Origin of the sequence: Saccharopolyspora halophila (assembly GCF_039531955.1) — a bacterium.
In the GTDB taxonomy this organism is placed as follows: domain Bacteria; phylum Actinomycetota; class Actinomycetes; order Mycobacteriales; family Pseudonocardiaceae; genus Saccharopolyspora; species Saccharopolyspora halophila.
Genome location: NZ_BAAARA010000007.1, coordinates 75236 through 100396 on the forward strand (window position 1 = coordinate 75236; position 25161 = coordinate 100396).

Genomic DNA, 25161 nt, shown 5'->3' on the forward strand with positions numbered 1-25161 from the left:
GGCGCGCTCCCGCGCAGGTCAGGGCTGTCGGACGCGGTCGCTAGTGTGATGACGTGGAACTGACGTGGAGCACGGTCACCGGACCGGTCGGCGAGATCACCGTCGTCGCCGGATCAGCGGGCGTGCGCCGAGTGGCCTTCGACGGCCCGGACGGGGTGCTCGGCGAGCACCCGACGGCCGTGGCCGGCGGCTTGGCGTCCGAGGCCGCCGGACAGCTCGAGGAGTACTTCGCACGGCGGCGCGACGAGTTCGAGCTCCCGATCGACTGGGCGCAGCTCGACGGGCTGCGGGCGCACGTGCTGCGCACGCTGGCCGATCTGGTGCCGTTCGGCGAGACGGTCAGCTACAAGCGGCTCGCCGAGCTGTCCGGACGCCCCGAGGCCACCCGCGCGGTCGGATCGATCATGGGCTCGAACCCGGTACCGCTGATCGTGCCGTGCCACCGGGTGCTGGCCAGCGGCGGCGGGCTCGGCGGGTTCAGCCCGGGCCTGGATGCCAAGCGAAAGCTACTGGTGCTGGAGGGAATCCTCGAACCCAGCCTGCTCGAGCTCGACCTGCTTGCGGGCGACGAATAGGTGGTAGGTCGTCTCCCGCTGCCCGAGGGTGACCGGGATGACCAGCTCCGCGCACTCGCCGAAGACCTCGCGCATCGCCGCGAGCAGCTGCGGTGAGGCGTCGGCGGACCAGACCGCAGCCGTACCGCCCGGCACCAGGGCATCGGCGCAGCGCCCGAGGAAGCTCGCCTCGTAGAGCGCCGAGTTGTCCTCGTAGACCAGGAAGTCCGGCCCGTTATCGACGTCGAGCAGCAGCACGTCGCAGGGCTCCAGGGTGTCGAGGACCTCGGCGATGTCGCCGAGGTTCACCCGCGTGCGCGGGTCGTCGAGGACCCCTTCGGTGTCCGGGACGAGCCCCCGGCGGTGCCAGTCGAGCAGATCGGGTTCGATCTCGACCACGCGCGCCTCGGCGACCCGTTGGTCGGCGAGCACCTCGCGGAGGGTGAAGCCCAGCCCGAGCCCGCCGATCAGCACGCGCAACCCGTCCCGATCGACCCGGCCGAGAGTCTCACCGGCCAACAACCGCTCGGTCTCGGTGTGCGCGGTGTCCATCACGAAAACACCGTTGACGCGCAATTCCAAGGCGTCGTCCCGACGCTGCAGGACCAGCTCACCGCGCTCGCTCACAGCCCGCCGAACAACCTCAACCACACCCCGAAACTACCGCACCCGGCCTCGCGCTCGGCTCCTCCGGACTCCAGAACTGACAGTTTTGCCTATAACTGTCGCATGATCATGTCCGCTTTGTCCGGACAGTTTTAGGCAAAACTGTCGCTCGGGCAACCTTCGCGGGTTCCGGGCGTCTTACGGGATGAAAGCGGATGGCCGCGTACTGAGGGGATGACATGACCGGCACGAAGACCCTCGGGGGCGCTGTAGCGGTGCTGCTGTGCATCGGTTTGAGCGCGTGCGGAGCCGACGGCACCGACTCGGCCGGTGCTGGGGGCCAGGTTCCGCAAGCGCCGCAGCGAATGACGCCGATCGACAACCCACCGGAAGCCGAACCCGAGCCGCCGGACTCGCGAACCGCCGAGCAACCCGATGCCACCACCGGCAACGCCCCGGATCACCCGGCCGCCGAACCGTCGACCAGCGGGCCGCAGGCCGGGACCAGGTGCGAGCGCGACGATCTGAAGCTCTCGCTGAGCTACCAGGGCTCGGGCGCGGGTTCGCAATACCAGGCACTGGTGTTCACCAACGACGGCGACCGCTCGTGCGTCCTGCACGGCTTCCCCGGCGTGTCCTACGTCGCGGGCAAGGACGGCCACCAGGTCGGCGAAGCCGCGTTCCGCTCCGGTTCCAAGGGCGCGCCCGTCGCGCTCGCGCCGGGCCAGCAGGCCTCGGCGCTGCTCAAGCTGGCCAACGTGGCGAACTTCGACGCGGCCTCCTGCGAGCCGACCGACGCCCGCGGCCTGCGCGTCTACCCGCCGCACTCCTACGATTCCGTGTTCGTCCCGATGACCGACGCCAAGGGCTGCGCCGCCGAGGACATCGACGGCCACCAGATCACGGTGTGGACCATCCAGCGGGGCGTGCCCACCGGGCCGTGAGGTCACGTCTCACCGGTCGCCGTCCAGATGCCGCCGCCACCGCTGCGCGCCGACATCGGTGATCCGCGACCCGTTGGCCGCCACCACGGCCTCGGGCACCTTCCAGAGGCCGCCGTCGCTGTCCAGCAGGCCGAGCTCGCCGGACGGCGAGCGCAAAGCGACGGCCCCGGAGGGGATCTCGGCGGCCACCGGAAGTTCGTCCACCGAGGACGGCCGGGAATCGAGGACCGAGACCGCCATCGCCGCCGCGACCGAGCGGCGTTCCACCCGCAGCCGGGCCCCACCGGTGATGATGTCGACGGTGCGCACGGGGTTGGGCACCGCGAAGCCCTGCAACGTCCGCGCGGCGCGCTGCGGGCCGGCGCAGGCACCGACATCGACCGCATCCACCCCGTAGTGCCGGATGTCCGTCGGCGCCGCGGCTAGGGTGGTGGCGCGCAGCACGTCCAAGGCGACCGCCCCGCACGGATCGGTCTCGTCCACCGGGACGTGCCCCGACGGATCGCGCACGAGCCCCGGCCCCTCCCGCCACGGTCCCGGGATGGTCACCGGTTCGTAGGGGTGTCTGGTGAAACCCCGGTCCCAGAAGGTGATCCGAGTCCCCTGTGCGGTCTGGTGCGCGATCGCGAAGGCGTTCAGCGCCGGCGACCACGCCCAGTCCGCGCTGAACGCGTCGACCACCGAACGGGAGCGCTGCCGCCGTTCCGGCACGAACCCCCGCGAGGTCAACTCCTGCACCCCGGAGCGGAATTCGGCATCGCGCGAACGAATCACGAACTGCCCGGCACCGTTCCACCCCGCGCCACGCGCGGTGGTGTCGGTGAACATCAGGTAGTACCAGCCGTCCAGGTGCAACGCCGAGGGCTGTCCCGCGCCGTAGGTGTTGGCCCGGTGCCGCCCTCCAGACACCGTCACCACCGGCTCGGCGGCCCGGGTCCACGCCAGGCCGTCATCGCTGGTCGCCACGCCGATCGCGTTGCCGTGGTCGTGCTCGCCCGCCGCTCCCGTGTAGTACATGCGGTAGCGGCCGTCCACCCGCAGCACCGACGGGTCGCAGGTGTGCATCGCGTCGAAAGCCCCCGGCCGGCCGGAAAAGACCGGCACCGCGCTCCCGAAGGCGTCCGGAGCCGAGCCGGTGGCCGACAGGATGTCGTCGCCGGCGGGCCCGACACCGGGCAGCTGGCTGCACCACCACGCGCGGAACCCGCCGTCGACCGAAAGCACCGACGGCGCGTAGTTGTACGGCGCCGCGGGGCCACCCGCCAGCACCACGCCCGAACCACCCCGCTCACCGGCGAGCCGCAGCTCCACCGGCGAGGGCACCGGCCGGGACCTCTCCCCTTCCGGCGTCCCCGGCACCGCGCACCCCGCCAGCAGGCCGACCACCACCAGCGCGGCCAGGCGTAATCGGGCCACTACCGCCCCGCGTTCTCGGCCACCCAGCGAATCGCCAGCGGATACCCGGCCACCCCGAGCCCGCAGATCACCGCGGTCGAGATGTCCGACAGGAAGCTGGTGTGCCGGAACGCTTCCCGCTTGTGCACGTTGGAGATGTGCAGCTCGATCAGTTCGGCCCGCAGCTGCGCGGCCGCGTCGCGCACGGCCACCGAGTAGTGCGTCCACGCGCCCGCGTTGAGCACCACCGGCCAGCAGGCGTCGGCGGCCTCGTGCAGCCAACCGACCATCTCGCCCTCGTGGTCGGTCTGGCGCACCTCGACCTCGACGCCCAGCTCGACACCGGCCTGCTCGCACATCGAGACGAGGTCGGCGTGGGTCGTGCTGCCGTACACCGACGGCTCGCGGGTACCGAGGCGGCCGAGGTTGGGGCCGTTGAGCACCAGCACCTTCACAGCAGGATCCCCGTGTCCGGCTTGGCCTCGCCCCCGGTCAGGGCCGAGTACGCCGCGGCGATCAGCGACGGGTCCGGGCCTTCCAGCCGGCCGACCTTGGCCAGCCCGTCGAGGACCACGAAGCGGATCACGCCGTTGCGGTTCTTCTTGTCCGACTTCATGCCCTCCATCAACGAGCCGAGCGCGTCGGGGTCGTAGCTGGTGGGCAGGCCGAGCAGGTCGAGGATGGACTTGTGCCGATCCGCGGTCTCGTCGTCGAGGCGGCCCGCGGCGCGGGCGAGCTCGGCGGCGAAGACCAGGCCGACGCTGACCGCCGCGCCGTGCCGCCACCGGTAGCGCTCGCGCTTCTCGATGGAGTGCGCCAGCGTGTGACCGTAGTTGAGCATCTCGCGAAGGTGCGACTCCTTCAGGTCCTGCCCGACGACGTCGGCCTTGACCTGCACGGACCGGCGCACCAGCTCGGCGAGGACGTCCCCGGTCGGGTCGACCGAGGCCTCCGGGTTCTCCTCGATGATCCGCAGGATCTCCGGGTCGGCGATGAAACCGGCCTTGACGATCTCGGCCATCCCGGCCAGCAGCTCGTTCGGCGGCAGACCTTCCAGGATGGCCAGGTCGGCCAGCACCAGGCTCGGCTCGTGGAAGAAGCCGACGAGGTTCTTGCCGGCCTCGGTGTTGATGCCGGTCTTGCCGCCGATCGCGGCGTCGACCATGCCCAGCAGCGTGGTGGGCACCTGCACGACCCGCACGCCGCGCATCCAGGTGCCCGCGACGAACCCGCCGAGGTCGGTGACCGCACCGCCGCCGAAGGCGACCACGACGCCGTCGCGGTCCATGCCGATCTTGCCGAGGACCTCCCAGCAGAACCCGGCGACCTGCAGCGTCTTGCCGTCCTCGGCGTCCGGGACCTCCACGCGGTGCGCGTCGATGCCGGCCTCGGTCAGCTCCTCGCGGACGGCCTCGACGGTGGTGGTCAGGGTCGGCTGGTGGACCAGTGCGACGGAGGAGGCGTCCTGCAGGAACTCGACCATCTCGCCGAGCAGACCGCGGCCGACGACCACGTCGTAGTTCTGCTGGCCGTTCACGCTGATCCGAACCGGCTCGGTCATCGTCGTCCCTTCGATCTCGTCGTCTTCAGCGGTTTCGCGGTTCGCAGCGGTGCAGCCGCTCCGAACCGCCGGACCGCGTCATCAAGCAGTTCACGTCGTGGCTTCCCCCAGGTCGTCGATGACCCGATCGACGACCTCGTCAGGGGTCAGCTCCTCGGTGGCGACCTCGATCGCGGCCACCGAGCGGTAGATCGGCAGGCGTTCGTCCAGCAGCGCCTTGAAGGTGGCGCGCGGGTTGACCCCGGTCAGCAGCGGCCGCGCGGTGGACAATCCGGTCCGGCGAGCGCCCTCGGCGAGGCTCACCGACAGGAACACCACCGGGTGTCCGGCGAGGTTCTGCCGGGAGCGCTCGGACAGCACCGCACCCCCGCCGAGCGCCAGGACGCCGTCGTGCTCGCGCAACGCGGTCTCGACGGCATCCTCCTCCAGCGCGCGGAAGGCGGGCTCGCCGTCGTAGGTGAAGAGGTCGGCGATCGACTTGCCCGCGCGCTCGACCACGTCCGCATCGGTGTCGCGGAAGGACGCCCCCAGCCGCTTGGCGAGCAGTTCGCCGATGGTGGTCTTGCCCGCGCCGGGCGGCCCGATCACCACGGCGCGCGGGGACATCAGCGCACCTGCCGCTTCTCGGCCCGCTCGCGCAGACCGGCGAGGTAGCCCTCGGCGTTGCGACGGGTCTCCGGCAGCGAATCGCCGCCGAACTTCTCCAGCACGGCCTCGGCAAGCACCAGCGCGACCATCGTCTCGGCGACCACAGCGGCTCGCGGCACCGCGGTGATGTCCGAGCGCTGGTGCATCGCCTGCGCGGGCTCCCCGGTCTGCATGTCCACGGTGGCCAGCGCGCGGGGCAGGCTGGAGATGGGCTTCTTCGCGGCGCGCACGATCAGCGGCTCGCCGTTGGTGATGCCGCCCTCGAGCCCGCCTGCGCGGTTGCTGTCCCGGCGCACCCAGTTGACGCCCTGGTCGGGGTAGATCTCGTCGTGCGCGGCACTGCCCCGGCGGCCCGCGTTGGCGAAGCCCTCGCCGATCTCCACGCCCTTGATCGCTTGGATGCTCATCAGCGCGCCAGCCAGCTTGGCGTCGAGCTTGCGATCCCAGTGCACGTGCGAACCGATGCCCGGGGGCAGGTTGTAGGCGATCACCTCGACGACGCCCCCGAGGGTGTCGCCGTCCTTCTTGGCCGCGTCGACCTCGGTCATCATCCGCTCGGTCGCGTCGTCGCCGAAGGCGCGCACCGGGTTCTCGTCGATGGCGGCGAGATCGTCCGGCCCGGGCAGCACCTCGCCGGCGGCGTCCACGCCGCCCAGGCTGACCACGTGGCTGACGAGCTCCACGCCGAGCAGCTGGCGCAGGAACTGCCGCGCGACGGTTCCCACCGCGACGCGCGAAGCCGTCTCGCGCGCGCTGGCGCGCTCCAGCACCGGGCGCGCCTCGTCGAAGCCGTACTTCTGCATCCCCGCGATGTCGGCGTGGCCGGGCCGCGGGCGGGTCAGCGGCTCGTTGCGCGCCAGTCCGGCGAGCACGTCCTCGTCGACCGGGTCGGCGGCCATGACCTGTTCCCACTTGGGCCATTCGGTGTTGCCGATGCGCACCGCGATCGGGCCGCCCTGGGTGCGACCGTGCCGAACCCCGCCGATGATCTCGAGCTCGTCGGCCTCGAAGTTCATCCGGGGGCTGCGACCGAAACCGAGCTTGCGACGCTCCAGCTGGGTCGCGATGTCGGTCGAGGTCACCTCGACTCCCGACACCATGCCTTCCAGCACCGCCACGAGGGCGGGGCCGTGCGATTCTCCAGCGGTCATCCAGCGCAACACACCATAGATCCTGCCACGTCTCGTCCGCGGCGCTGAGCCCTGGGCACGGGCAGTGTCCCAGCCCACGCGGAGCTACGGCCAAACCAACGTGACCAGCCAGGACGGCAGCAGCATCGCCGGGCCGTGGGGGACCGCGCCCGCGCGGCGCGACGTGGTCGCGACCAGCGTCAACGCCGCCGCCGCCACCATCGCGCCCAGGACAGCCTGCAGGGAGACCGCGCCGACGAGGGCGCCGAGCGGACCCGCCAGCTTGACGTCACCGGGGCCCATGGCGTGCGGAGCGATCAGGCGCACAGCGAGATAGGTGCCCGCGAACAGCACCAGGCCCCCGGCGGCGGTCGTCGACGCGCGGGGTTCGTGCAGAGCCACCGGGACGAGCAGCGCAATCGTCGCCGGGTAGGCGGGCAGCGTCAGGGCGTCCGGCAGGCGCGCGGCGCGGAGATCGCACGCGGCCAGCAGCACGGCGAGCCATCCGAGCCCCAGCGGCACACCGGCCCACCACCACGGCATCCCCGCCTCGATGCGCGCACCGACCACACCCCACGCGAGACCGACGGCGGCCGCGCACCACGGCCACGGGACGTGGACACCCCTGCGCAGCGCGCGGAGCAGCAACCGCCCGCCGCATCCGGCGACGACTCCGCAGCAGATCCAGAACAGCACGCCCACGAGGTTGCCGATCTCCGGTCGAAGCGGGCGCCCGACTCGCCGAGACGGGCCGCGCCGATCGCCACGAGAACCGCCCGGGCACAACCTCGTTGCGCCCGGGCGGTTCCGGTTCGCGGCCGCGTCCCGAGGCCGGAGTCAGGACTCCAGGGTGAACAGCGGGTCACCTGCCAGGACCTGGGTGTCCTCCCGGAAGTCGCTGAGCGATTCCGCCGCTGATTCCAGGGCCACCACCGGGCAGATGGAGGAATATCCCTGCTCCTCGATCTCCGCGGGGTTCCAGGTGACGATGGGCTGCCCGGCCTCGACTCGATCGCCCTTGGCCACGTGCAGCGCGAACCCCTCGCCCTTGAGCTTGACGGTGTCGATACCCAGGTGCACCAGCACCGCGGCTCCGTCCGGGGCCACCACGACGAAGGCGTGCGGGTGCAGCGTCGCGAGCTCGCCCGCGATCGGCGCCACCGCGTCCGCGCTGCCGCCAGTGGGTTTGACCGCCAATCCCGGACCGACCATGGCCTGGGAGAACACCGGGTCCGGCACGTCCGAGAGCGGCGCGGTCAGGCCTGCCACCGGGCTACCGATCTCGGTACTCACATGAGGTCCTCGAGGTCGCTGGCCAGCGTGTCCGCCTCCGGGCCGACCACGACCTGCACGACCGAGCCCTGGGCCATCACCCCGTGCGCGCCCGCGCTCTTCAGCGCCGCTTCGTCGACCTTCGAACCGTCCTCGACCTCGCAGCGCAGCCGCGTGATGCACGGCTCGATCTCCACCACGTTGTCCCCGCCGCCGAGCGCGGCGAGGATCGCGGCGGCCTTGTCCTGAGCCACCGGTGCTCCCTTCATCCTTGCGCCGCGGACCGACCGCGACCTGACGATCCTGCGTCAAGTGATGTCGATGCGGCAACGAAAACCTCGCCGTCTTGACACTCGTTCTCGTGACGGCGCATTGTTCGCTCCAACTGGTTTAGACCGCACAGTACCAATCGCCGCACGGCAGTTCATCCAGCTTAACGGCGAAGTTCGGCCACAACCGTGGTACGCGCGGGCTTTCGTGGGAAAACGTGGGATCAGAAATCCTGAGCAGGAGGTACCCGATGAGTTCCAGCGCCGGTGCGGCGAAGGGGAGCAGCGGCTTCGCGCAGCTGCAACGACTCGGACGCAGCTTGATGCTGCCCATCGCCGTGCTACCCGCAGCGGCGCTGCTGGCCCGGCTCGGACAGCCGGATCTGCTCGGCGATGAAGGCCTCGGCTCGCTGCTGGCTTGGATGATCCCGGTATCGGAGATCATCGGCGCCGCGGGCAATTCGCTGTTCGACTACCTGCCGCTGCTGTTCGCCCTGGGCGTGTCGATCGGATTCGCCAAGAAAGCCGACGGTTCCACCGCCTTGGCGGCCGCGGTCGGCTACCTCGTGCTGCACGCGGTGCTGACCACCATGGCCGGAACCGAGGAGGGCACCTCGTTCAACAAGAGCCCCTACGGCGTGCTCGGCGGCATCATCGCAGGTCTGGTCGCCGCGTGGTTGTGGCAGCGCTACCACCGCATCAAGCTCCCCGACTACCTCGGGTTCTTCGGCGGCCGCCGCTTCGTGCCGATCGTGACCGCCTGCTCCATGGTCGTCATCGGCGTGCTGATGGGCCTGCTGTTCCCGCTCTTCGACGCGGCGCTGACCGGCTTTTCCAACCTGGTCACCCAGCAGGCGGTCATCGGTGGCGGCATCTACGGCCTGGTCAACCGACTGCTGCTCCCGTTCGGCCTGCACCACATCCCGAACAACATCGTGTGGTTCCTCTTCGGCGACTTCCACGGCGAGAAGGGCGACATCCCGCGCTTCTTCGAGGGCGACCCGACCGCGGGCACCTTCATGACCGGTTTCTTCCCGATCTTCATGTTCGCGCTGCCCGCCGCGGCCCTGGCGATCTGGCACTCGGCCAAGCCCTCGCAGCGCAAGGTCGTCGGCGGCATCATGCTCTCGGTCGCGCTGACGTCGTTCCTGACCGGCATCACCGAGCCGCTGGAGTTCTCGTTCATCTTCGTGGCCTGGCCGCTGCTGCTGGTGCACGCGGTGCTGACCGGAACCTCGCTGGCGCTGGTCAACGCGCTGGACATCCACAGCGGCTTCGGCTTCTCGGCAGGCTTCATCGACTACGTGCTCAACTTCGGGATCTCGCAGAACTCGCTGTGGCTGATCCCGATCGGCCTGGTCTACGCCGTGATCTACTACTTCAGCTTCCGCTTCATCATCACCAAGTGGAACCTGCGCACACCCGGTCGCGAGGAAGAGGATGCAGACACGGCCGAGGCCGGTGCGGATAATGCCGGTGGGGCGGCCGCGCCCGGCCCGGACAAGAGCTGACGGCGCAGCGCCTCATCCCAGGTTGAAGGAGCAGCATGTTTGAACGACGCGTCACCGTGGCCAGCAAGGTCGGATTGCACGCACGCCCCGCGGCCCTGCTGGCCAAGACCGCCGCGGCGCAGCCGGTGACCATCACCATCCGCAAGGACGGCGCGGAGCCGGTGGAAGCCGGCAGCATCCTCGGGCTGATGACCCTCGGCGCCGAGCACGGCGACGAGGTCGTCCTGGCGGCCGAAGGTGACGGTGCCGAAGCCGCCCTCGACGAGGTGGCCGAGCTGGTCGGATCCGAGCTCGACTAGGAGCTGTTCACGAACGCGGCGGCAGCCGCTGTTTCAGGTGCGGGACTCAGCCCGCCGCAGGTCCCGGTCGGCTTCGCGGCGAGTGCGCCGGGACGCCGTGCATTGGCATGCATCAGGAGCGGCGCACCGAGCCACGGAGCCGACCAGGACCTGCTACCCGCCCCGCCGAGCAAAGCACTTCCCGAACACGCCCCAGCTCACGCGGGACTCGGGACCCGCTCGGACTCCGGTGGGGGTCCGGGCGGGGTTCCCTCCCCGAACGGCCGGCCGCCGAGCCTGTCCCGGCCGTGCGGTTCCAGCAGCCAGGACAGGTCGGGGCCCGTCGGAACGATCCCGCTCGGGTTGATCGACCGGTGCACCACGTAGTAGTGCTCCTTGATCTGCGGGAAGTGGATCGTGTCGCCGAACCCCGGCGTCTGGAACAGATCGCGCGTGTAGTCGCGCAGCACCGGTAGCTCGACGAGCTTGTGCCGGTTGCACTTGAAGTGCCCGTGGTAGACCGCGTCGAAGCGCACCAGCGTGGGGAACAGGTGCACATCGGCCTCGGTAATCGTGTCGCCAACCAGGTAGCGCTGCTTCGACAAGCGCTCGGAGAGCCGGTCCAGCCGATCGAACAGCCGCGCGTAGGCGTGCTCGTAGGCCTGCTGGTCGGTGGCCATCCCGGCCTTGTAGACGCCGTTGTTGATGTCGTGGAACACCGCCTCGTTGATCTCGTCGATCTCGGAGCGCAGGTCCGGCGGGTACAGCTCCGGCGCGCCGGGCCGGTGGTGCTCGCGCCACTCCTGGCCGAAGTCGAGCGTGATCTGCGGGAAGTCGTTGGTGACCACCTGCCCGCTCGGGATGTCCACGAGCGCTGGCACGGTGATTCCCCGGTCGTAGTCCGGGAAGCGGACCAGGAACGCCTGTTGCAGCCGCTCGATGCCCAGCACCGGGTCCTCGCCACCGGGGTCGAGGTCGAAGCGCCAGCTGCGCTCGTCGTGCGTCGGCCCGGCGATGCCCATCGACACCACCGGCTCCAGGCCCAGCAGCCGCCGCACGATGACCGCCCGGTTCGCCCACGGGCACGCCCGCGCGACCACCAGCCGATACCGCCCGGCCTCCACCGGATAACCGTCCCGGCCGTCGGCGGTGACCCTGGTGGGGATGTAGTTCATGTCCCGCTTGAACTCACCGGCCATGCGCCGATGGTCCTCGGGGTTCCCATCCGGCGCCAGCGCCTGACAGTTTTGCCTATAACCGTCACATGATCATGCCCGCCTCGCCCCGACAGTTTTAGGCAAAACTGTCGCCCAGCGAGTGGCCCGTGGCTCGGGCCAGGGCTCGGCGCATGGCTTCGCGGGGGGCCTGTTGGCCGGTGAAGTACTCGGTCTGGCCGAAGGACTGGTGCAGGAGCATGTCCAGGCCGGTGGCCAGGTGGCCGCCCTCGGCGGCGACCGCCTCCGCCAGCGGCGTCGGCCAGGGGTGGTAGATGACGTCCAGGAGGCAGCGAGCCTTGGCCAGCTCCGGCGCGCGTGCGTCCAGGGCGCCGGCCGGCAGCGTTGAGACCACCACGTCGTGACTCGTGGCCGCATCGGCCAGCGAGACGGAGTCCAGCCGGTCCACGCGCACCCGCAGGCCCACGCGCTCGGCCGTCCGCACGGCCTCGGCGGCCCGGGACGGCTCCCGCACCGCCAGCGTCACCTGGGTGAGCCCGAGCTCGGCGAAGGCCGCCAGCGCGGCCGCCGCCGTGCCACCCGCACCGAGCACGAAGCCGCTGCGCCCGCCGGTGAAGCCGCCAGCACCGCGCAGGGCCCCGGTCACGCCCGCGACGTCCGTGCAGTCGGCGAACCAGGAACCGTCCGCGCGGTGCACGAGCGTGTTCGCCGCACCCACCGCCTCGGCGCGGATGCTGACCTCGTCGGCGAACTCCAGCGCGGCGCGCTTGCCGGGCATGGTCACCGACAAGCCCGCCCACTCCGGGCCCAGGCCGCTCGCGAAGGACACCAGTTGCTCGGCGTCGGCCTCGACCCGTTCGTAGGTCCAGCCGGTCAGCCCGAGCGCAGCGAAGGCCGCGCCGTGCAGCACCGGGGACAGCGAGTGCTCGACGGGTTTGCCGAGCACCGCTGCCCTGCGCGGCTCACCAGGCACCGTTCTGCTTCGCCTGATCGACGAACGCGTCGTGCTCGGCCTTGGTCTTGCCGAAGCACGAGGTGCCGTCCTTCCGGCACTTCACGAAGTACTTCCACTCGCCCTCGGGGGGCTGCTCGACGGCCTGCAGCGCTGCCTTGCTGACCGTGGAGATCGGCGTCGGCGGCAGCCCGTAGTTCAGGTAGGTGTTGTACGGGCCGGGGCGCTCGCGGTCCTCCGGGTCGGTCAGCAGCGCGGGCTTCTCCAGCGGATAGTTGATCGTGGAGTCCATGCCCAGCCGCATCTGCGGCGGTTGGAGCCGGTTCTCGATCACCCGCGCGACCTTCCCGAAGTCCTTCTCGATGCCCTCGCTCTGCACGATCGAGCCGATGATCAGCATCTCGTAGGCGCTGTGCTCGCTGCTCTCGGCCGCCTGCTGCAGGCCCGTGGCCTCCATCTGGGCGACGGAGCGGCTGATGACCTCGCGCAGCACGTCCTCGGCCTTGGCGCCCGGCTTGACGTCGTAGATGCCGGGCATGATCAGGCCTTCCAGCCTGCGGTCCGGCTCAGCCTGGGAAGCGCCCTCGATCGCCCAATCCGGCACGCCCAGCGAGGCGAGGTCGGCCGTGGCGGCCACTTCCTTCATCCGCTCGGGCGAGGTGCAGTTGCTCTTGTCCTTGGAGCAGGTGCCCTCGGCGAGCATCGTCAGGATCCCGGGGGTCTTCTTGTCGTTCGGAGCCAGCTGGTCCTCCAGCCGCATCCCGCCCCGGATCTCGACCCGGCCGACCTTGGCGTCGGCGGACAGGATCCGCTCGACCGCGGCCTGGCCCGACATCTGCTTGCGCATCATGTAGTAGCCGGGCTGGATGCTGTTGATCTGCTTGTTCTCCGCGGCCGCCGAGATGAAGGCTCTGGTGCTGGCCACCACGTCCTTCTCGCTCATCGTGCTGCCGATCTCGCTGACCGTCTCGCCCGACTTGACCTCGATGACGGCGGTGCCCTCGCCCCCGCCCTCGTAGTCGTCGTAGGAGCCGATCTGCATGATCTGCATCGCGCCGTAGCCCACGCCGCCGCCGACCAGCAGCAGCACGAACAGTCCTGCCAGGGCGGTCACCCAGCGGCGCCGCTTGCGCCTGCGGAAGCGCTCCGGATCCGGGCGGCGGCGACGGTGTTCACCGGGTTCGTCGGCGAACAATCCGAGATCGTCGGTCACGGGAGTTCCTCTCGTGTCTTCTGCCCCCGACCGTCCAAAAATGCCTGCAGGATCTCCACGGCTGCGGCCTGATCAACCACGGCGCGCTGCTTCTTCCCCTTCACGCCGCGCTTGGACAGCTTGCGACTGGCCGTTACGGTGGTCAACCGCTCGTCGTGAAAGCGCACCGGCACCGGCGCGATCAGCTCGGCAAGGGCATCCCCATACCCCTGCGCGATCTCCGCGGAGGAACCGTGCCTGCCGCCCAGCGTCTTGGGCATGCCGATCACGACCTCCACGACCTCGTGCTCCGCGACGAGGGCGGCGAGCTTCTTGACATCGCTGCCGCCCTCCGCGTCGCGTGGCAACGTCTCCAGCGGCGTGGCCAGCATCGGCGCGGGATCGCTGAGCGCGACGCCCACCCGGACCTGTCCGACATCGACTCCGATGCGACGGCCCGGGCCGGGTTCCGCCTGCCGGTGCTCGGTCACGCTCAGGACACCGCCTGCTCGATGCCCTTGCGCAGCGCGCCGACCGCGGCGGTGATACCGGCCGGGTTCGAGCCGCCGCCCTGGGCCATGTCCGGCTTGCCGCCACCGCGGCCGCCGACCTCCTCGGCGAACGACGGCACCAGCTTGCCCGCCGCGATGCCGGAGTCCCGCGCCGCTTCGCTGGTGCCCACCACGAAGCTGACCTTGCCCTCGTCGGCGGAGAACAGCGCGACCACCGAGGGACGCGAACCAAGCCTGCCGCGGACCTCGCCGGCGAGCGCGCGCAGCGAGCCGCCGTCGACGCCGTCGGGAACCTGCTCGGCGACCACGGTCACCCCGCGCACGTCGGTGGCCTTGTTCGCCAGGTCACCGGCCGAGTTGAGGACCTGGGCGGTGCGCAGCTGCTGGAGTTCCTTCTCCGCGTCGCGCAACCGCGTGACCACGCCCTGAATGCGGTCCGGCAGGTCGTCGGCGGGGACCTTGAACTGCTCGGCGAGCTGGTTGACCAGCATGTGCTCCTTGCTGATGTGCCGCATGGCGTCCATGCCGACCAGCGCCTCGACGCGATGCACGCCGGTGCCGACCGAGGAGTCCGAGACCAGCTTGACCACGCCGAGCTTGCCGATGCGCGGCACGTGGGTACCACCGCAGAGCTCGCGGGAGTAGTCGCCCATGTCGACCACGCGGACCTGGTCGCCGTACTTCTCGCCGAACAGCGCCATGGCGCCGAGCTCCATGGCCCGGTCCATGGTCGTGGTGTAGGCGTCCACCTCGACGTCGGTCTGCAGGTAGTCGTTGACCTCTTCCTCGACACCCGCGAGCACGTCGGCGTCCACGGCCGTGGGCACGTTGAAGTCGAAGCGCATCCGGCCCGGCGAGTTCAGCGAACCGGCCTGCGCGGCGCGCTTGCCGTAGGCGCTGCGCACCGCGGCGTGCACCAGGTGCGTCGCGGAGTGCGAGCGCTCGATGGCCTCGCGGCGGGCCTTGTCGACGGCGGTCTCCAGCGTGGTGTCCACGCCGAGCTCGCCCTCCAGGACCTTGCCCTTGTGCACGAACAGGCCCGGCACGGCGCGCTGCACGTCGCCGATCTCGACCGACACGCCGGGACCGACCAGCTTGCCGGTGTCGGCGATCTGGCCACCGCCCTCGGCGTAGAAGGGAGTGCGGTCCAGCACGAGCTCGACCTCGGTCCCGGCCGATGCCCGGCTGGCGGGCTTGCCGTCGACCAGCAGGCCCAGCACCCGGCTGTGCGACTGCAGGTCGGTGTAGCCGATGAACTCCGTGGTGCCGTGCTCGTCGAGCAGCGTGCGGTAGGTGGACAGATCGGCGTGGCCGGTCTTGCGGGACTTCGCGTCCTCCTTGGCCCGCCTGCGCTGCTCGGACATCAGGTCCCGGAAGCCCTGCTCGTCCACCGACAGCCCCTGCTCGGCGGCCATCTCGAGGGTCAGGTCGATCGGGAAGCCGTAGGTGTCGTGCAGCTGGAAGGCCTTGTCGCCCGCCAGGGTCTTGCCACCGGACTTCTTGGTCTCGGCGACCGCGGTGTCGAAGATCTTCGAGCCGGTGGTCAGCGTGGCGAGGAAGGCCTCCTCCTCCTTGCGCATGACCGACTCGATGCGGTCGAACTCGGTGACCAGCTCGGGGTAGGTCGGCGCCATGGCGTCGCGCACGATCCTGGCGAACTCGGCCAGCACCGGCTGCTGCACGCCCAGCAGGCGGATGGAACGCACGATCCGGCGCAGCAGCCGGCGCAGCACGTAGCCACGCGCCTCGTTGCCCGGGGTGACGCCGTCGCCGACCAGCATCACGCCGGAGCGGGCGTGGTCGGCGATGACGCGGAAGCGCACGTCGTCTTCCTCGTTGTCGCCGTAGCGCCGGCCGGAGAGCTCCTCGGCCTTGGCGATCACCGGGCGGACCAGGTCGGTCTCGTAGACGTTCTCCACGCCCTGCAGCAGGCAGGCGACGCGCTCGACGCCCATTCCGGTGTCGATGTTCTTGGTCGGCAGCTCGCCGATCGGCGGGTGTCCGTCCTTCGGCGCCAGCTCACCCCTGATGTCCTGCATGAACACCAGGTTCCAGATCTCGATGTAGCGGCTCTCGTCGACGATCGGGCCGCCTTCGGCACCGTAGGCGGGGCCGCGGTCGTAGTAGATCTCCGAGCAGGGACCGCCGGGACCGGGCACGCCCATGTCCCAGTAGTTGTCCTCCGGCCCGCGGGTCTGGATCCGCTCGGCGGGGATGCCGGTGACCTGCTGCCACAGCTCGGCGGCCTCTTCGTCCTTCTCGAAGACGGTGACCCACAGCCGTTCCGGTTCGAAGCCGAAGCCACCGTCCTCCCGGGAGCTGGTCAGCAGCTTCCAGGCGCTGTCCATGGCGCCTTCTTTGAAGTAATCGCCGAAGGAGAAGTTGCCCGCCATCTGGAAGAAGGTGTTGTGCCGGGTGGTCTTGCCGACCTCATCGATGTCCCCGGTGCGCACGCACTTCTGGATGCTGGTCGCGCGCGGGTACGGAGCCGGGGCCTCGCCCAGGAAATAGGGCTTGAACTGGACCATGCCCGCGTTGACGAACAGCAGGGTGGGGTCGTCGAGGATCAGCGAAGCGCTGGGCACGACGGTGTGACCGCGGCCGCGGAAGTGCTCGGTGAACCGGCGGATGATCTCGTGGGTCTGCACTGGGAGTCCTTGGGAATTGCGTTGTCAACGGTCGGACGACACGGCGGCGGACCTGCCGGGGCGCGCGAGCACCCGCGTCAGCGGCCCGCCCGGCGAGCTCGCCGTGCCTCGGAGTCGGCCTCCGCGTCGAACCGGCGGACCTGCACCGTGGCCGGATTGCGCGCCACGTCCTGCAGCTCGTCTTCCCGCTCCTCCATGCCGGCGCGCACCTCCGCGCCGAACGAGCCGACGGCCTCGGCCAGTTCCCGGACCGCACCGCCGACCTGCTCTGCCATGCCGGTCGGGGTCGCCTTCTTCGTGGTCTCGTTGACCTTGCGGGTCAACGCAACCCCGGCAGCGACCCCGGCACCGAACCAGAACATGCGCTTCACTGGCGCACCCCTTTGTTCTTGCGGCGGAAGTGCCTGCCCTTGGGCTCCTGCTTCCGCTTACGTCGGGCCTTGAGCGCCTTGCTCACCCCGTAGGAAAACGCTGCCGTCTTCACCAACGGGCCACCCAGTGTAGCCGTGAACAGCGAGGACAACGCCGAGACGTTGCCGCTGACCGTCTTGGCGTTCGCAGTGATGCCATCGACCCGCTCGAGCTGGGTGTTGACGTGCGTGATCGTGGAGTTCGCGCCGGTGAAGATCGGGTCGGTGTTCTCCTGCGCCTTGCGGATCGCGTTGGTCGTCTCGTCCAGCGTGCGGCCGAGCTTGATCAACGGGACCGCCAGCAGCACGACCAGCAGCACGAACGCTCCGGCGATGATCAGCGCGGCGATCTGCGTGGGCGTCACGTGCCCTCCCGAATGTCCACGTCATTTGCGTCAGGCCGAGCCGATCGCTTCCGGCCTGTTGATCGAGCGTCAGGTTACCCGTGCGGGGCACGACCACAAGCACCCGGTCCGGCGGGTGAACGGCGGTGTCACACGGCTGGTGACAGCGGGTGGACCGGGCGCTCCGGCGACGATCGATCAGTGGACTACCAAGATCACGTTCCGACTTCGGTCAGTGGCGACCGGCCGCCGAGCACGGCCACGACGTTGCGGGCGGCGAGCTCGGCCATCGCGGTCCGGGTTTCGACGGTGGCCGAACCCAGGTGCGGGGCGAGCGCGACGTTGTCCAGGTCCAGCAGGCCGGGTTCCACCTCGGGCTCGTTCTCGAACACGTCCAGCGCCGCGCCGGCGATGGTCCCCGCGCGCAGCGCCTCGGCCAGCGCCTTCTCGTCGACGACCGGGCCGCGACTGGTGTTGACCAGCACCGCGGTGGGCTTCATGGTCCGCAGCGCGGCCTCGTCGATCAGGTGGCGGGTCTGCTCGGTGAGCGGGCAGTGCAGCGAGACCACGTCGGCGGTGCGCAGCAGCTCGTCCTGCGCGAGGTAGTGCGCGTCGAGCTCGGCCTCGACCTCGGCAGGTGCGCGGCTGCGACCGGTGTAGGCGATGTGCATGCCGAACGCCCGCGCACGGCGGGCCAGCGACCTGCCGATGCCGCCGAGCCCGATGATCCCGAGCGTCTTGCCCTGCAGGCCGCTGCCCAGCATGAACCCGAGGTGGAAGTTCCACGGCGTGCGCGAGCGCAGCAACCGCTCCCCTTCGCCGAGACGGCGGGTGACCATCAGCAGCAACCCGAAGGCGAGATCGGCGGTGGCCTCGGCCAGCACTCCGGGCGTGTTGGTGACGGCGACCCCGCGCTCGGTCACGGCCGGGACGTCGATGTTGTCGTACCCGACGGCGACGTTGGCCACGACCTCCAGCTGCGGACCGGCGGCCTCGACGAACTCGGCGTCGATCCGGTCGTGCAGCATCGCGACCACGCCGTGCGCACCGCGCACGGCCTCGTGCAACTCCGCGCGCGTCAACGGCCGGTCCTGCCCGCAGACCTCGACCTCGGCGGCCTCCCGGAGCACTCGCACCGCCGCCTCCGGCACCGCCCTGGTCACCACGACCCGTTTGCCCACGAAAACCTCCCGATCCGCGCGTTCGGCGGCGAACTTACCGCTCCGAACACCGCAGCACGGTCACTGACCGCTTCGGATCACTCCGCGCCGCGGGTGATGTTGCGCAGCTTCGGGAGCCGGTCGTGCAGCGCCCGCTCGGCTCCCCGGGGCGTGGGTTCGTAGTAGTCGCGCCCGACCAGGGAGTCCGGGGCGTACTGCTGGGCGAGAACGCCCTCGGGGCGGTCGTGCGGGTAGCGGTAGCCCTTGGCGTTGCCGAGCTGCTGGGCCCCGGAGTAGTGGCCGTCGCGCAGGTGCGGCGGGACCGGCCCGCCCTTGCCCGCGCGGACATCGGCCATGGCATCGCTGATCGCGGTGTTGACCGCGTTCGACTTGGGCGCGGTGGCCAGGTGGATGGTGGCCTGGGCCAGGGCGAGTCGCCCCTCGGGCATGCCGATCAGCTGCACGGCGCTCGCGGCCGCCACCGCGGCCTGCAGCGCGGTGGGGTCGGCCATGCCGATGTCCTCGCTGGCGTGCACGACCAGGCGGCGGGCGATGAATCGCGGGTCCTCCCCCGCTTCGACCATGCGCGCCAGGTAGTGCAGCGCCGCGTCGACGTCGGAGCCCCGGATGGACTTGATGAACGCGCTGGTCACGTCGTAGTGCTGGTCGCCGCCCTTGTCGTAGAGCACGGCGGCCCGGTCGACGGTCGCCTCGACGGTGGCCAGTTCGATCTCGTCCCCACCGGTCGAACCGACCGATTCCGCAGCGGCCTCCAGCGCCGTCAGGGCCCGGCGCGCATCGCCCTCGGCCAGCGCGACGAGGTGGTCCTCGGCGTCCTCGGACATGCTCACCGAGCCGTTGAGCCCGCGCTCCTCGCTGATCGCGCGACGCAGCAGGTCGCGGACGTCCTCGTCCCCGAGGCTGCGCAGTTGCAGCACCAGCGATCGGGACAGCAGCGGAGCCACGACGGAGAAGTACGGGTTCTCGGTGGTCGCGGCCACCAGCAGCACGGTGCGGTCCTCGACGGCGCCGAGCAGCGCGTCCTGCTGGGTCTTGGAGAACCGGTGCACCTCGTCGATGAACAGCACGGTCGCCTCGCCGTTGCGCCCGAGGCGCTTGCGGGCCTCCTCGATGACCGCCCGGACCTCCTTGACCCCGGAGGACAGGGCGGACAGCGCGGCGAACCGGCGTCCGGTGGCCTGCGAGACCAGGTTGGCCAGGGTCGTCTTCCCGGTGCCCGGCGGTCCGTAGAGCAGCACCGATGCCGGTGTCGCGCCCTCGACCAGGCGCCGCAGCGGCGCTCCGGCGGCCAGCAGGTGCTGCTGTCCGACGACCTCGTCGAGAGATCGCGGCCGCATCCGCACCGCCAGCGGCGCGTTCTCGGCCAGCTTCTCCCCGGCCCGCTGATCGGCATCGGCACCGAACAGCCCCTCGTCGAACAACCCATCACTCACACCACGACGCTACCGCCCACCTGCGACACGCCCGCTCACCGCTCCCCACCACCCGACCAGAGGAACAACGCCCCAAATTCCCTGGAATTCGTGCCCCCGAATTCCCTGGTTTTCGGGGTACGGAATTCCCTGGAATTCGTTGTTCCGCTGGCGTGCGCTGGGGTTGTGCAGTTGAGAGCCCCGGCTTCGCGAGGAAGCCGGGGCTCTCTTGGGGGTGGTTCGGTCGAGTGGTGCGTCGAGGGCTGGACTCGGGTTCGGTCAGCCGACCTTGGCCGGCATGGCCACCTCCACCGAACCCTCGTTGCGGCGGTGTTCGTCGACCCAGCTCTCGACCGCCTGGTGGCAGGCCCGGTCGAGGTGGCGCACCGTGGTCATGTCCAGGTGCACGTGCTTGTCGCTGGGCAGCTCCTCCAAGTGCTCCAGCAGGTGCGGCAGCTTCAGGAAGGTGGCGTTGCCGCCCAGCTCGAGGCGGACGTGCTCATCGGTGTGCTCGGCGCGCACGTGCATCCGGGAGACCTCGATCGCCGTCTTGACCACCGCGACGGCCAGACCGGCCAGGGTCCCCACGAGCAGGTCGGTGGCCAGGATCATCACCGCGGTGAAGACCACGATCGCGGCCTCGGAGCGGTTCTCCCGCGCCAGCTGGACCAGCGACTTGAGCTCCAGCAGCTTCCACCCGGCCTGCAGCAGCAGCGCACCGAGCACCGCGAGCGGGATGAACCCGAGCACGCCCGGCAGCAGCACCACGAACAGCAGCAGCCAGGCCCCGTGCATCACGCGGGAGGCCTTCGTCTTGGCACCCGCCTGCACGTTGGCGGCACTGCGCACGATGACCGCGGTCATCGGCAGCGCGCCGAAGACACCGCAGATCGTGTTGCCCGCGCCCTGGGCGACGAGCTCCTTGTTGAACTGCGTCTTGGGCGCGTCGTGCATCCGGTCGACGGCCGCGGCGCTGAATAGGCTCTCGGCCGAGGCGATCAGCGCGAAGGTGATCATCGAACCGACCACGGCGAAGTCGATCGAACCGAACGCACCCAGGTCAGGCGTGTTCAACGCCCCCAGCAGCGATCCGACCTCGACCTTCTTGACCGGCAGGTCCAGCGCGAAGGCCGCAGCGCTGGCCACCACGACCGCGACCAGCGCGCCCGGCACCAGGTTCACCGGTGCGGGCACGAGGCGCTTCCACCCGGCCATGATCAGCAGCGCCAGCACGGCCAGTCCGAGGCCGCTCTGCCCCGCCGGGGTGTTCACCATCGCGCTCGCGAGTTCGCCGAGGCCGGTGAACTTCGCGACGGTGGTGTCGGGCTGCTCCAGCCCGCCCACCGGGTAGATCTGCCCGAGGATGATCACCAGGCCGATACCGGCGAGCATGCCCTGCACGACCGCGGGCGAGATCGCCCGGAACCAGGTACCCAGCTTGGCCAGGCCCAGCAGGACCTGGATCAGACCGGCGCCGAGCACGATGACACCGAGCATGGCGAGCCCGTGCTGATGCACCGCGGAGGCGACCAGCACGGTCAGTCCGGCCGCCGGTCCGGAAACCTGAATGGAGCTGCCGGGCATCAGCCCGACCACGAGACCGCCCACGATGCCGGTCAGGATGCCCAGCTCCACCGGCACACCGGAGGCTGCGGCGATACCCACGCACAGCGGGACGGCCACCAGGAACACCACCAGCGAAGCCCCCAGGTCCGCGCCGAAGAACGACGCGCCGGGCATTCGCTTGGTCGGCGGAGAGGAACGTTCGAGCTGAGAAGTCACGATGCCTCCAGGAGAGCAGCAGGAATGCGGAAACGGGTCATGCGCCGGGCACCTCCGCGTCGAGGTGCCCGGCGTGCGAGACCGCTCGTTGCGGTTACAGCGGCAGGAAGTCCGGGTCGTCCTCGGACTGCGGGCAGGCGTAGACCAAGCCCGAGTCGATCTCGTAGAACCAGCCGTGCAGGCGCAGTTCGCCCGCTTCGATCCGGTCGCGGATGAAGGGGTATCCGCGCAGCGCGTCCAGCTGCGCGCGCAGGTGGCGCTTGCTCTCGGTGCGAACCGCCTCGGTGGGGACCGCGCCGGTGAGGCCGTCGGTGCCGAGCCAGTTCCGCAGTGCGGGGAGCTCGTCGAGCCCGTCTCCCGCGACGGTGAGCGCGGTGACCGCACCGCAGTGCGAGTGACCGCAGACCACGATCTCGGGGACCCGCAGCTGCAGGACCGCGTACTCGATCGTGGCCATTTCACTGGAGGCAGCGCCGGGTGCGTACTCGGGCACCACGTTCCCGGCAGTTCGCAGTTCGAACAGAGTTCCCGGTGCCGCACCGGTGATTTGCGACGGGATCACGCGGGAATCTGAACATCCGATGAACAATGCGCTCGGCTGCTGACCGGCCGCCAGCTGCTGCCGCTCATCGGACGAAAGCGCGTTGGGGTGGCGACGTGCGTGCTGCACGAAGTTCTCGAAGCTCATTGTTGAATTTCTCCGGGTCATGTCGGCTCGGAAAACGCATATCCGGATGCGAATCAGTGCCGAACGACCTGCAGCATCCCCGGAGAATGTCTGAGCCGTATGTGCTCGTGGTACGCCTCGCTCCCAGAACTTGGGAGTCGAGCGCGAAGCAGTCGCGATGAATCCTGCTCGCGCTGGACGAGAGCGGGAAGGGGCCTGCGATCGTTGGCGTGCCTGGTCTCGTGGCGCCGGCTGGGCGCTGCGGGCTTGGGCAGGCGATCGCGCAGCTTCTCGCTGTCCCGCTGCTCCTTCGGATCGGGCTTGTGCTCGTGGGTGGCGACGCCGGCGACCGGGCCGGCCACCGCGGCGTCCAGGGGACCGAGCGCGGCCAGCACGACCACGAAGAGCAGGAACAGCCCCGCCCTCGCAATCTGCCAGAGTTCGCCACGCACGGTTTCCTCCGTAATTTGAGCAGCCTCGTCCCCCCGATCCGGCGACATTGCCGACTACGGGAGGAGAAAGAAGTGGGACAACCGACTCCGAGGATATCTGATGTCCGCGACGGGGGTGCAAGTCGTAAAAACGGGCGAATCACCCGCAGGTCAAATGAAGAAACCTTAATGGAGCTCTTTCACCAGGAATTTCACCCGGTAGCTGGGTAGACAAACCCCCGTTTGTTGCACTGCGTCAGGAACGCTCCGGTCGCGGCATCGCGAGATTGTGATCGAAGTAACCTCTTCGTGGAACCGAACTCGATCCCGGTCGGGCCGATCATTGACTCAGCGGAAACGCGAAGTTCACCCGAGCCTGTAGTGATAGCCGTGCGAACGTTGGAATCCGAGCGACTCGTAACGACTGCGCGCCACCGGGTTGTCGTCGGCCACCTGAAGGAAGATCCGAGCCGCGCTGGTCCAGCGAGCGCCCGCGCGCAGCAGGGCCGCGGCCACGCCGCGCCGCCGCCAGTCCGGGCTGGTGCGCATCCCGTACACGCCGCACCAGTCCCCGGCCGCGGCGAACATGCTCACCCCCACCGGCGTCCCCCGGTGAGTCGCGATCGCGAAGCCCACCGGCTGCGGTGTGCGATCCAGCGCGGGCTCGGGCTCGCCGCCCGTGGCCACCACGGCGGCGAACCAACGCGGGTGGGGCGTCTCGTCCAGCCGGATCTCGAAGTCCGACGCCTCGATGTCGGCGATCACGGCCACGTCGTTGTGCATGCACGTCACCGGGGCGTCCACCCGGTAGCCGCGCTCGGCCAGCTCCGCGTCGAGCGCGCGGTAGCGCTCCAGCGGGCTGATCTGCACCGCGGGCGCGGCCGCGCGCTCGACGTAGAAGCGCTCCAGGGACTCCACGTCCGGGATCCGCCGCAACGGCACGGCGGAGTTGGAGCGGCGGCGGGACAGGCGGTCGCAGTGCCGCAGCACCCAGCCGTCACGGCGCTCGACCGTGCTCGCGGGCCAAGTCGCCAGGGCGGCTCGCTCGATCTCGCGAACGAGATCCACCGATCACTGCTCCGCGCGGAACGCCGGGTACGGCTGCAGGTGCAGCGCCCCTGCCCCGAAGCGGTCGACCAGCGCATCGATCATCTTGTCGGCGAACTCGGCGACCTCGGTGATGTCCGCGGCGCGCGCGTCCAAGCGCAGGTGCCGCCAGCGGTCGACCAGCGCCGTGCTCCGCCGCGGCGACGGCATGTGCAGGTCGATCGGACGGTCGTTCTCGCCCTCCCGAGGCAGGTACCACCAGGTCGAGACCCACACCCACAGCAGCTGCGCGTTGAACAGCCTGGGTAGCAGCACCTCGTCGTCGTCGAGTTCCGGGAACACCTCGGCGACCTCGGAACGCCAGGTCGACAGCATGCTCTGCGCCAGGTTCTCCGGCAGGGCGTAGGAGCACCAGGAGGACGGGAACGGGTACTGCAGGTACGCCGCGTCCATCGCGACATCGCGCACGCAGCCCCACTCGAAGTCCAGGAACCGCACCCCGCTGCTGCCGGTGACCAAGCTGTTCTCCGGGCAGATGTCCGACGGGCTGAACGCCTGGAAACGACCGCCCAGCTGCTCGGAGGCGGCCTGCAGCCGCTCGGTCATCTCCGGCGGGGTGGCCACGTCGAGCAGCTGCGCGATCAACTCGGGCAGCTCGGCCACGGCGGTGCCGATGTCGTCGGTGACGGGGTCGGTCCACGACTTGGCCCCGAGCCTGCGCATCAGCGCGTCGAAGTCCGCGGCGCAGCCGGCCGTGGTGCTGTGCAGCCTGCCCAAGGCCCTCGCCCAGGCCAGCAGGGCGCGCTCGGCGGCCCTCGGGTCCTCGCCGAAGAGCACGTCGGCCAGCGTCGAACCCCGGCCGAGGTCTTCGAGCACCAGCAGGCGCTCGGTGGCGTCGTGCGCGATGAGTTCCGGGCTGACCCGGGCTTCCGGCGGCAGCGCGGTCGTCAACTGGCAGCTCGCCGCCTCGTGCGCGAACGGGTCGGAGCGAGCTTCCGGCGGGCACTCCCCGTAGTGTTTGACCACGACGGTCCGCGGCAGCTCGAACGGCGATTCGGCGATCCGCACCCGCAGCACGACCGAGCGGTCACTGCCGCCCAGGTCCTCCGTGTCGGTGAGCCGCACCGGGGCGCCGGTCCGCTTGCTCAGCACCGCTTCCGCAGTGGCGACCGTGTCGGTCGCCACGGTGCTTGCCGGGACCCGGACCTCCGGAGGGCCGGTGGTGATCTCCACGCTCATC

General features: G+C 70.2%; 27 protein-coding genes. 4 read left to right on the top strand and 23 right to left on the bottom strand.

The features are described from left to right. The first annotated feature begins 53 nt into the window (after positions 1–53). Positions 54–575 (top strand): methylated-DNA--[protein]-cysteine S-methyltransferase, encoded by a 522-nt coding sequence (locus ABD289_RS11450; RefSeq protein ID WP_344129946.1) that lies wholly within the window; start codon positions 54–56, stop codon positions 573–575. Here the strand turns inward: ABD289_RS11450 and ABD289_RS11455 are convergent. Continuing rightward, positions 507–1181 (bottom strand): spermidine synthase, encoded by a 675-nt coding sequence (locus ABD289_RS11455; protein ID WP_344129949.1) that lies wholly within the window; start codon positions 1179–1181, stop codon positions 507–509. The genes ABD289_RS11450 and ABD289_RS11455 overlap by 69 nt on opposite strands. Before the next feature lie 218 nt (positions 1182–1399). Between ABD289_RS11455 and ABD289_RS11460 the strand changes: the two genes are divergently transcribed. Beyond that, complete coding sequence (locus ABD289_RS11460; RefSeq protein WP_344129952.1) at positions 1400–2104, top strand: DUF4232 domain-containing protein; 705 nt, start codon at positions 1400–1402, stop codon at positions 2102–2104. A 9-nt stretch (positions 2105–2113) separates the two neighbouring features. Here ABD289_RS11460 and ABD289_RS11465 read toward each other — a convergent pair whose 3' ends face one another. The 8 genes from ABD289_RS11465 to ABD289_RS11500 all read right to left on the bottom strand — a co-directional run bounded on the left by ABD289_RS11465 (position 2114) and on the right by ABD289_RS11500 (position 8364). Further along, positions 2114–3520, bottom strand: a complete 1407-nt coding sequence (locus ABD289_RS11465) for a glycoside hydrolase family protein (RefSeq protein ID WP_344129955.1) — start codon at positions 3518–3520, stop codon at positions 2114–2116. Next, complete coding sequence (gene aroQ / locus ABD289_RS11470; protein WP_344129958.1) at positions 3520–3954, bottom strand: type II 3-dehydroquinate dehydratase; 435 nt, start codon at positions 3952–3954, stop codon at positions 3520–3522. The genes ABD289_RS11465 and aroQ overlap by 1 nt, the downstream gene beginning before the upstream one ends. Beyond that, on the bottom strand, positions 3951–5060 hold the full coding sequence (aroB, locus tag ABD289_RS11475; protein ID WP_344129961.1) for a 3-dehydroquinate synthase: 1110 nt from the start codon (positions 5058–5060) through the stop codon (positions 3951–3953). The genes aroQ and aroB overlap by 4 nt, the downstream gene beginning before the upstream one ends. 90 nt (positions 5061–5150) lie before the next feature. Beyond that, positions 5151–5666 (bottom strand): shikimate kinase, encoded by a 516-nt coding sequence (locus tag ABD289_RS11480; RefSeq protein ID WP_344129963.1) that lies wholly within the window; start codon positions 5664–5666, stop codon positions 5151–5153. After that, the gene (gene aroC, locus ABD289_RS11485; protein WP_344129965.1) at positions 5666–6871 is read right to left on the bottom strand and encodes a chorismate synthase; all 1206 of its coding nucleotides are present in this window, start codon (positions 6869–6871) and stop codon (positions 5666–5668) included. The genes ABD289_RS11480 and aroC overlap by 1 nt, the downstream gene beginning before the upstream one ends. 72 nt (positions 6872–6943) lie before the next feature. Beyond that, complete coding sequence (locus ABD289_RS11490) at positions 6944–7534, bottom strand: prepilin peptidase (RefSeq protein WP_344129967.1); 591 nt, start codon at positions 7532–7534, stop codon at positions 6944–6946. Between the two features lie 141 nt (positions 7535–7675). After that, positions 7676–8131, bottom strand: a complete 456-nt coding sequence (locus ABD289_RS11495) for a PTS sugar transporter subunit IIA (protein ID WP_344129970.1) — start codon at positions 8129–8131, stop codon at positions 7676–7678. After that, entirely contained in the window at positions 8128–8364 is a 237-nt protein-coding gene (locus ABD289_RS11500) for a PTS sugar transporter subunit IIB (RefSeq protein ID WP_344129972.1), read from the bottom strand. The genes ABD289_RS11495 and ABD289_RS11500 overlap by 4 nt, the downstream gene beginning before the upstream one ends. A gap of 266 nt (positions 8365–8630) precedes the next feature. Here ABD289_RS11500 and ABD289_RS11505 point away from each other — a divergent pair, with 266 nt between their 5' ends. Together ABD289_RS11505 and ABD289_RS11510 are read left to right on the top strand one after the other, a co-directional pair. Continuing rightward, complete coding sequence (locus ABD289_RS11505) at positions 8631–9890, top strand: PTS transporter subunit EIIC (RefSeq protein WP_344129975.1); 1260 nt, start codon at positions 8631–8633, stop codon at positions 9888–9890. 35 nt (positions 9891–9925) lie between these two features. Beyond that, complete coding sequence (locus ABD289_RS11510) at positions 9926–10189, top strand: HPr family phosphocarrier protein (RefSeq protein ID WP_344129977.1); 264 nt, start codon at positions 9926–9928, stop codon at positions 10187–10189. 197 nt (positions 10190–10386) lie between these two features. On the opposite strand, the gene ABD289_RS11515 is transcribed toward ABD289_RS11510, so the two are convergent. The 14 genes from ABD289_RS11515 to ABD289_RS11580 form a co-directional block, all read right to left on the bottom strand. Continuing rightward, positions 10387–11367, bottom strand: coding sequence for a glutathione S-transferase family protein (locus ABD289_RS11515; protein ID WP_344129980.1), 981 nt, complete (start codon positions 11365–11367; stop codon positions 10387–10389). 94 nt (positions 11368–11461) lie between these two features. Next, positions 11462–12316, bottom strand: a complete 855-nt coding sequence (locus ABD289_RS11520; RefSeq protein ID WP_344129983.1) for a shikimate dehydrogenase — start codon at positions 12314–12316, stop codon at positions 11462–11464. Further along, entirely contained in the window at positions 12306–13508 is a 1203-nt protein-coding gene (gene mltG / locus ABD289_RS11525; protein ID WP_344129985.1) for an endolytic transglycosylase MltG, read from the bottom strand. Before mltG ends, ABD289_RS11520 begins: the two co-directional genes overlap by 11 nt. Further along, on the bottom strand, positions 13505–13978 hold the full coding sequence (ruvX, locus tag ABD289_RS11530) for a Holliday junction resolvase RuvX (RefSeq protein WP_344129988.1): 474 nt from the start codon (positions 13976–13978) through the stop codon (positions 13505–13507). Before ruvX ends, mltG begins: the two co-directional genes overlap by 4 nt. Before the next feature lie 2 nt (positions 13979–13980). Next, positions 13981–16647 (bottom strand): alanine--tRNA ligase, encoded by a 2667-nt coding sequence (gene alaS, locus ABD289_RS11535; protein ID WP_344129992.1) that lies wholly within the window; start codon positions 16645–16647, stop codon positions 13981–13983. A gap of 77 nt (positions 16648–16724) precedes the next feature. Continuing rightward, positions 16725–17018: a hypothetical protein gene (locus ABD289_RS11540; protein ID WP_344129995.1), complete on the bottom strand. Its 294-nt coding sequence runs from the start codon at positions 17016–17018 to the stop codon at positions 16725–16727. Beyond that, on the bottom strand, positions 17015–17422 hold the full coding sequence (locus ABD289_RS11545) for a DUF948 domain-containing protein (RefSeq protein WP_344129998.1): 408 nt from the start codon (positions 17420–17422) through the stop codon (positions 17015–17017). Before ABD289_RS11545 ends, ABD289_RS11540 begins: the two co-directional genes overlap by 4 nt. A 194-nt stretch (positions 17423–17616) precedes the next feature. After that, entirely contained in the window at positions 17617–18582 is a 966-nt protein-coding gene (locus ABD289_RS11550) for a 2-hydroxyacid dehydrogenase (RefSeq protein WP_344130001.1), read from the bottom strand. A 77-nt stretch (positions 18583–18659) separates the two neighbouring features. Beyond that, positions 18660–20015, bottom strand: coding sequence for a replication-associated recombination protein A (locus ABD289_RS11555; protein WP_344130005.1), 1356 nt, complete (start codon positions 20013–20015; stop codon positions 18660–18662). Positions 20016–20273: 258 nt separating this feature from the next. Next, positions 20274–21776, bottom strand: coding sequence for a SulP family inorganic anion transporter (locus tag ABD289_RS11560; RefSeq protein WP_344130008.1), 1503 nt, complete (start codon positions 21774–21776; stop codon positions 20274–20276). A gap of 94 nt (positions 21777–21870) precedes the next feature. Beyond that, positions 21871–22464, bottom strand: a complete 594-nt coding sequence (locus ABD289_RS11565; RefSeq protein ID WP_344130011.1) for a carbonic anhydrase — start codon at positions 22462–22464, stop codon at positions 21871–21873. Between the two features lie 53 nt (positions 22465–22517). Then, a complete protein-coding gene (locus ABD289_RS11570; RefSeq protein WP_344130013.1) occupies positions 22518–22895 on the bottom strand; it encodes a hypothetical protein in 378 nt (125 codons plus the stop codon). Between the two features lie 345 nt (positions 22896–23240). Then, positions 23241–23942: a GNAT family N-acetyltransferase gene (locus tag ABD289_RS11575; protein ID WP_344130015.1), complete on the bottom strand. Its 702-nt coding sequence runs from the start codon at positions 23940–23942 to the stop codon at positions 23241–23243. 3 nt (positions 23943–23945) lie between these two features. Further along, positions 23946–25160, bottom strand: coding sequence for a hypothetical protein (locus tag ABD289_RS11580; RefSeq protein ID WP_344130017.1), 1215 nt, complete (start codon positions 25158–25160; stop codon positions 23946–23948). Position 25161: the final 1 nt, after the last annotated feature.

What these genes read in the sequence shown, in the direction of transcription:
- ABD289_RS11505 (WP_344129975.1), top strand. Translation starts at nt 8,631, where the DNA reads ATGAGTTCCAGCGCCGGTGCGGCGAAGGGGAGCAGCGGCTTCGCGCAG.
- ABD289_RS11580 (WP_344130017.1), bottom strand. Translation starts at nt 25,160, where the DNA reads ATGAGCGTGGAGATCACCACCGGCCCTCCGGAGGTCCGGGTCCCGGCA.
- aroB (WP_344129961.1), bottom strand. Translation starts at nt 5,060, where the DNA reads ATGACCGAGCCGGTTCGGATCAGCGTGAACGGCCAGCAGAACTACGAC.
- ABD289_RS11510 (WP_344129977.1), top strand. Translation starts at nt 9,926, where the DNA reads ATGTTTGAACGACGCGTCACCGTGGCCAGCAAGGTCGGATTGCACGCA.
- ABD289_RS11565 (WP_344130011.1), bottom strand. Translation starts at nt 22,464, where the DNA reads ATGAGCTTCGAGAACTTCGTGCAGCACGCACGTCGCCACCCCAACGCG.
- ABD289_RS11480 (WP_344129963.1), bottom strand. Translation starts at nt 5,666, where the DNA reads ATGTCCCCGCGCGCCGTGGTGATCGGGCCGCCCGGCGCGGGCAAGACC.
- ABD289_RS11515 (WP_344129980.1), bottom strand. Translation starts at nt 11,367, where the DNA reads ATGGCCGGTGAGTTCAAGCGGGACATGAACTACATCCCCACCAGGGTC.
- ABD289_RS11460 (WP_344129952.1), top strand. Translation starts at nt 1,400, where the DNA reads ATGACCGGCACGAAGACCCTCGGGGGCGCTGTAGCGGTGCTGCTGTGC.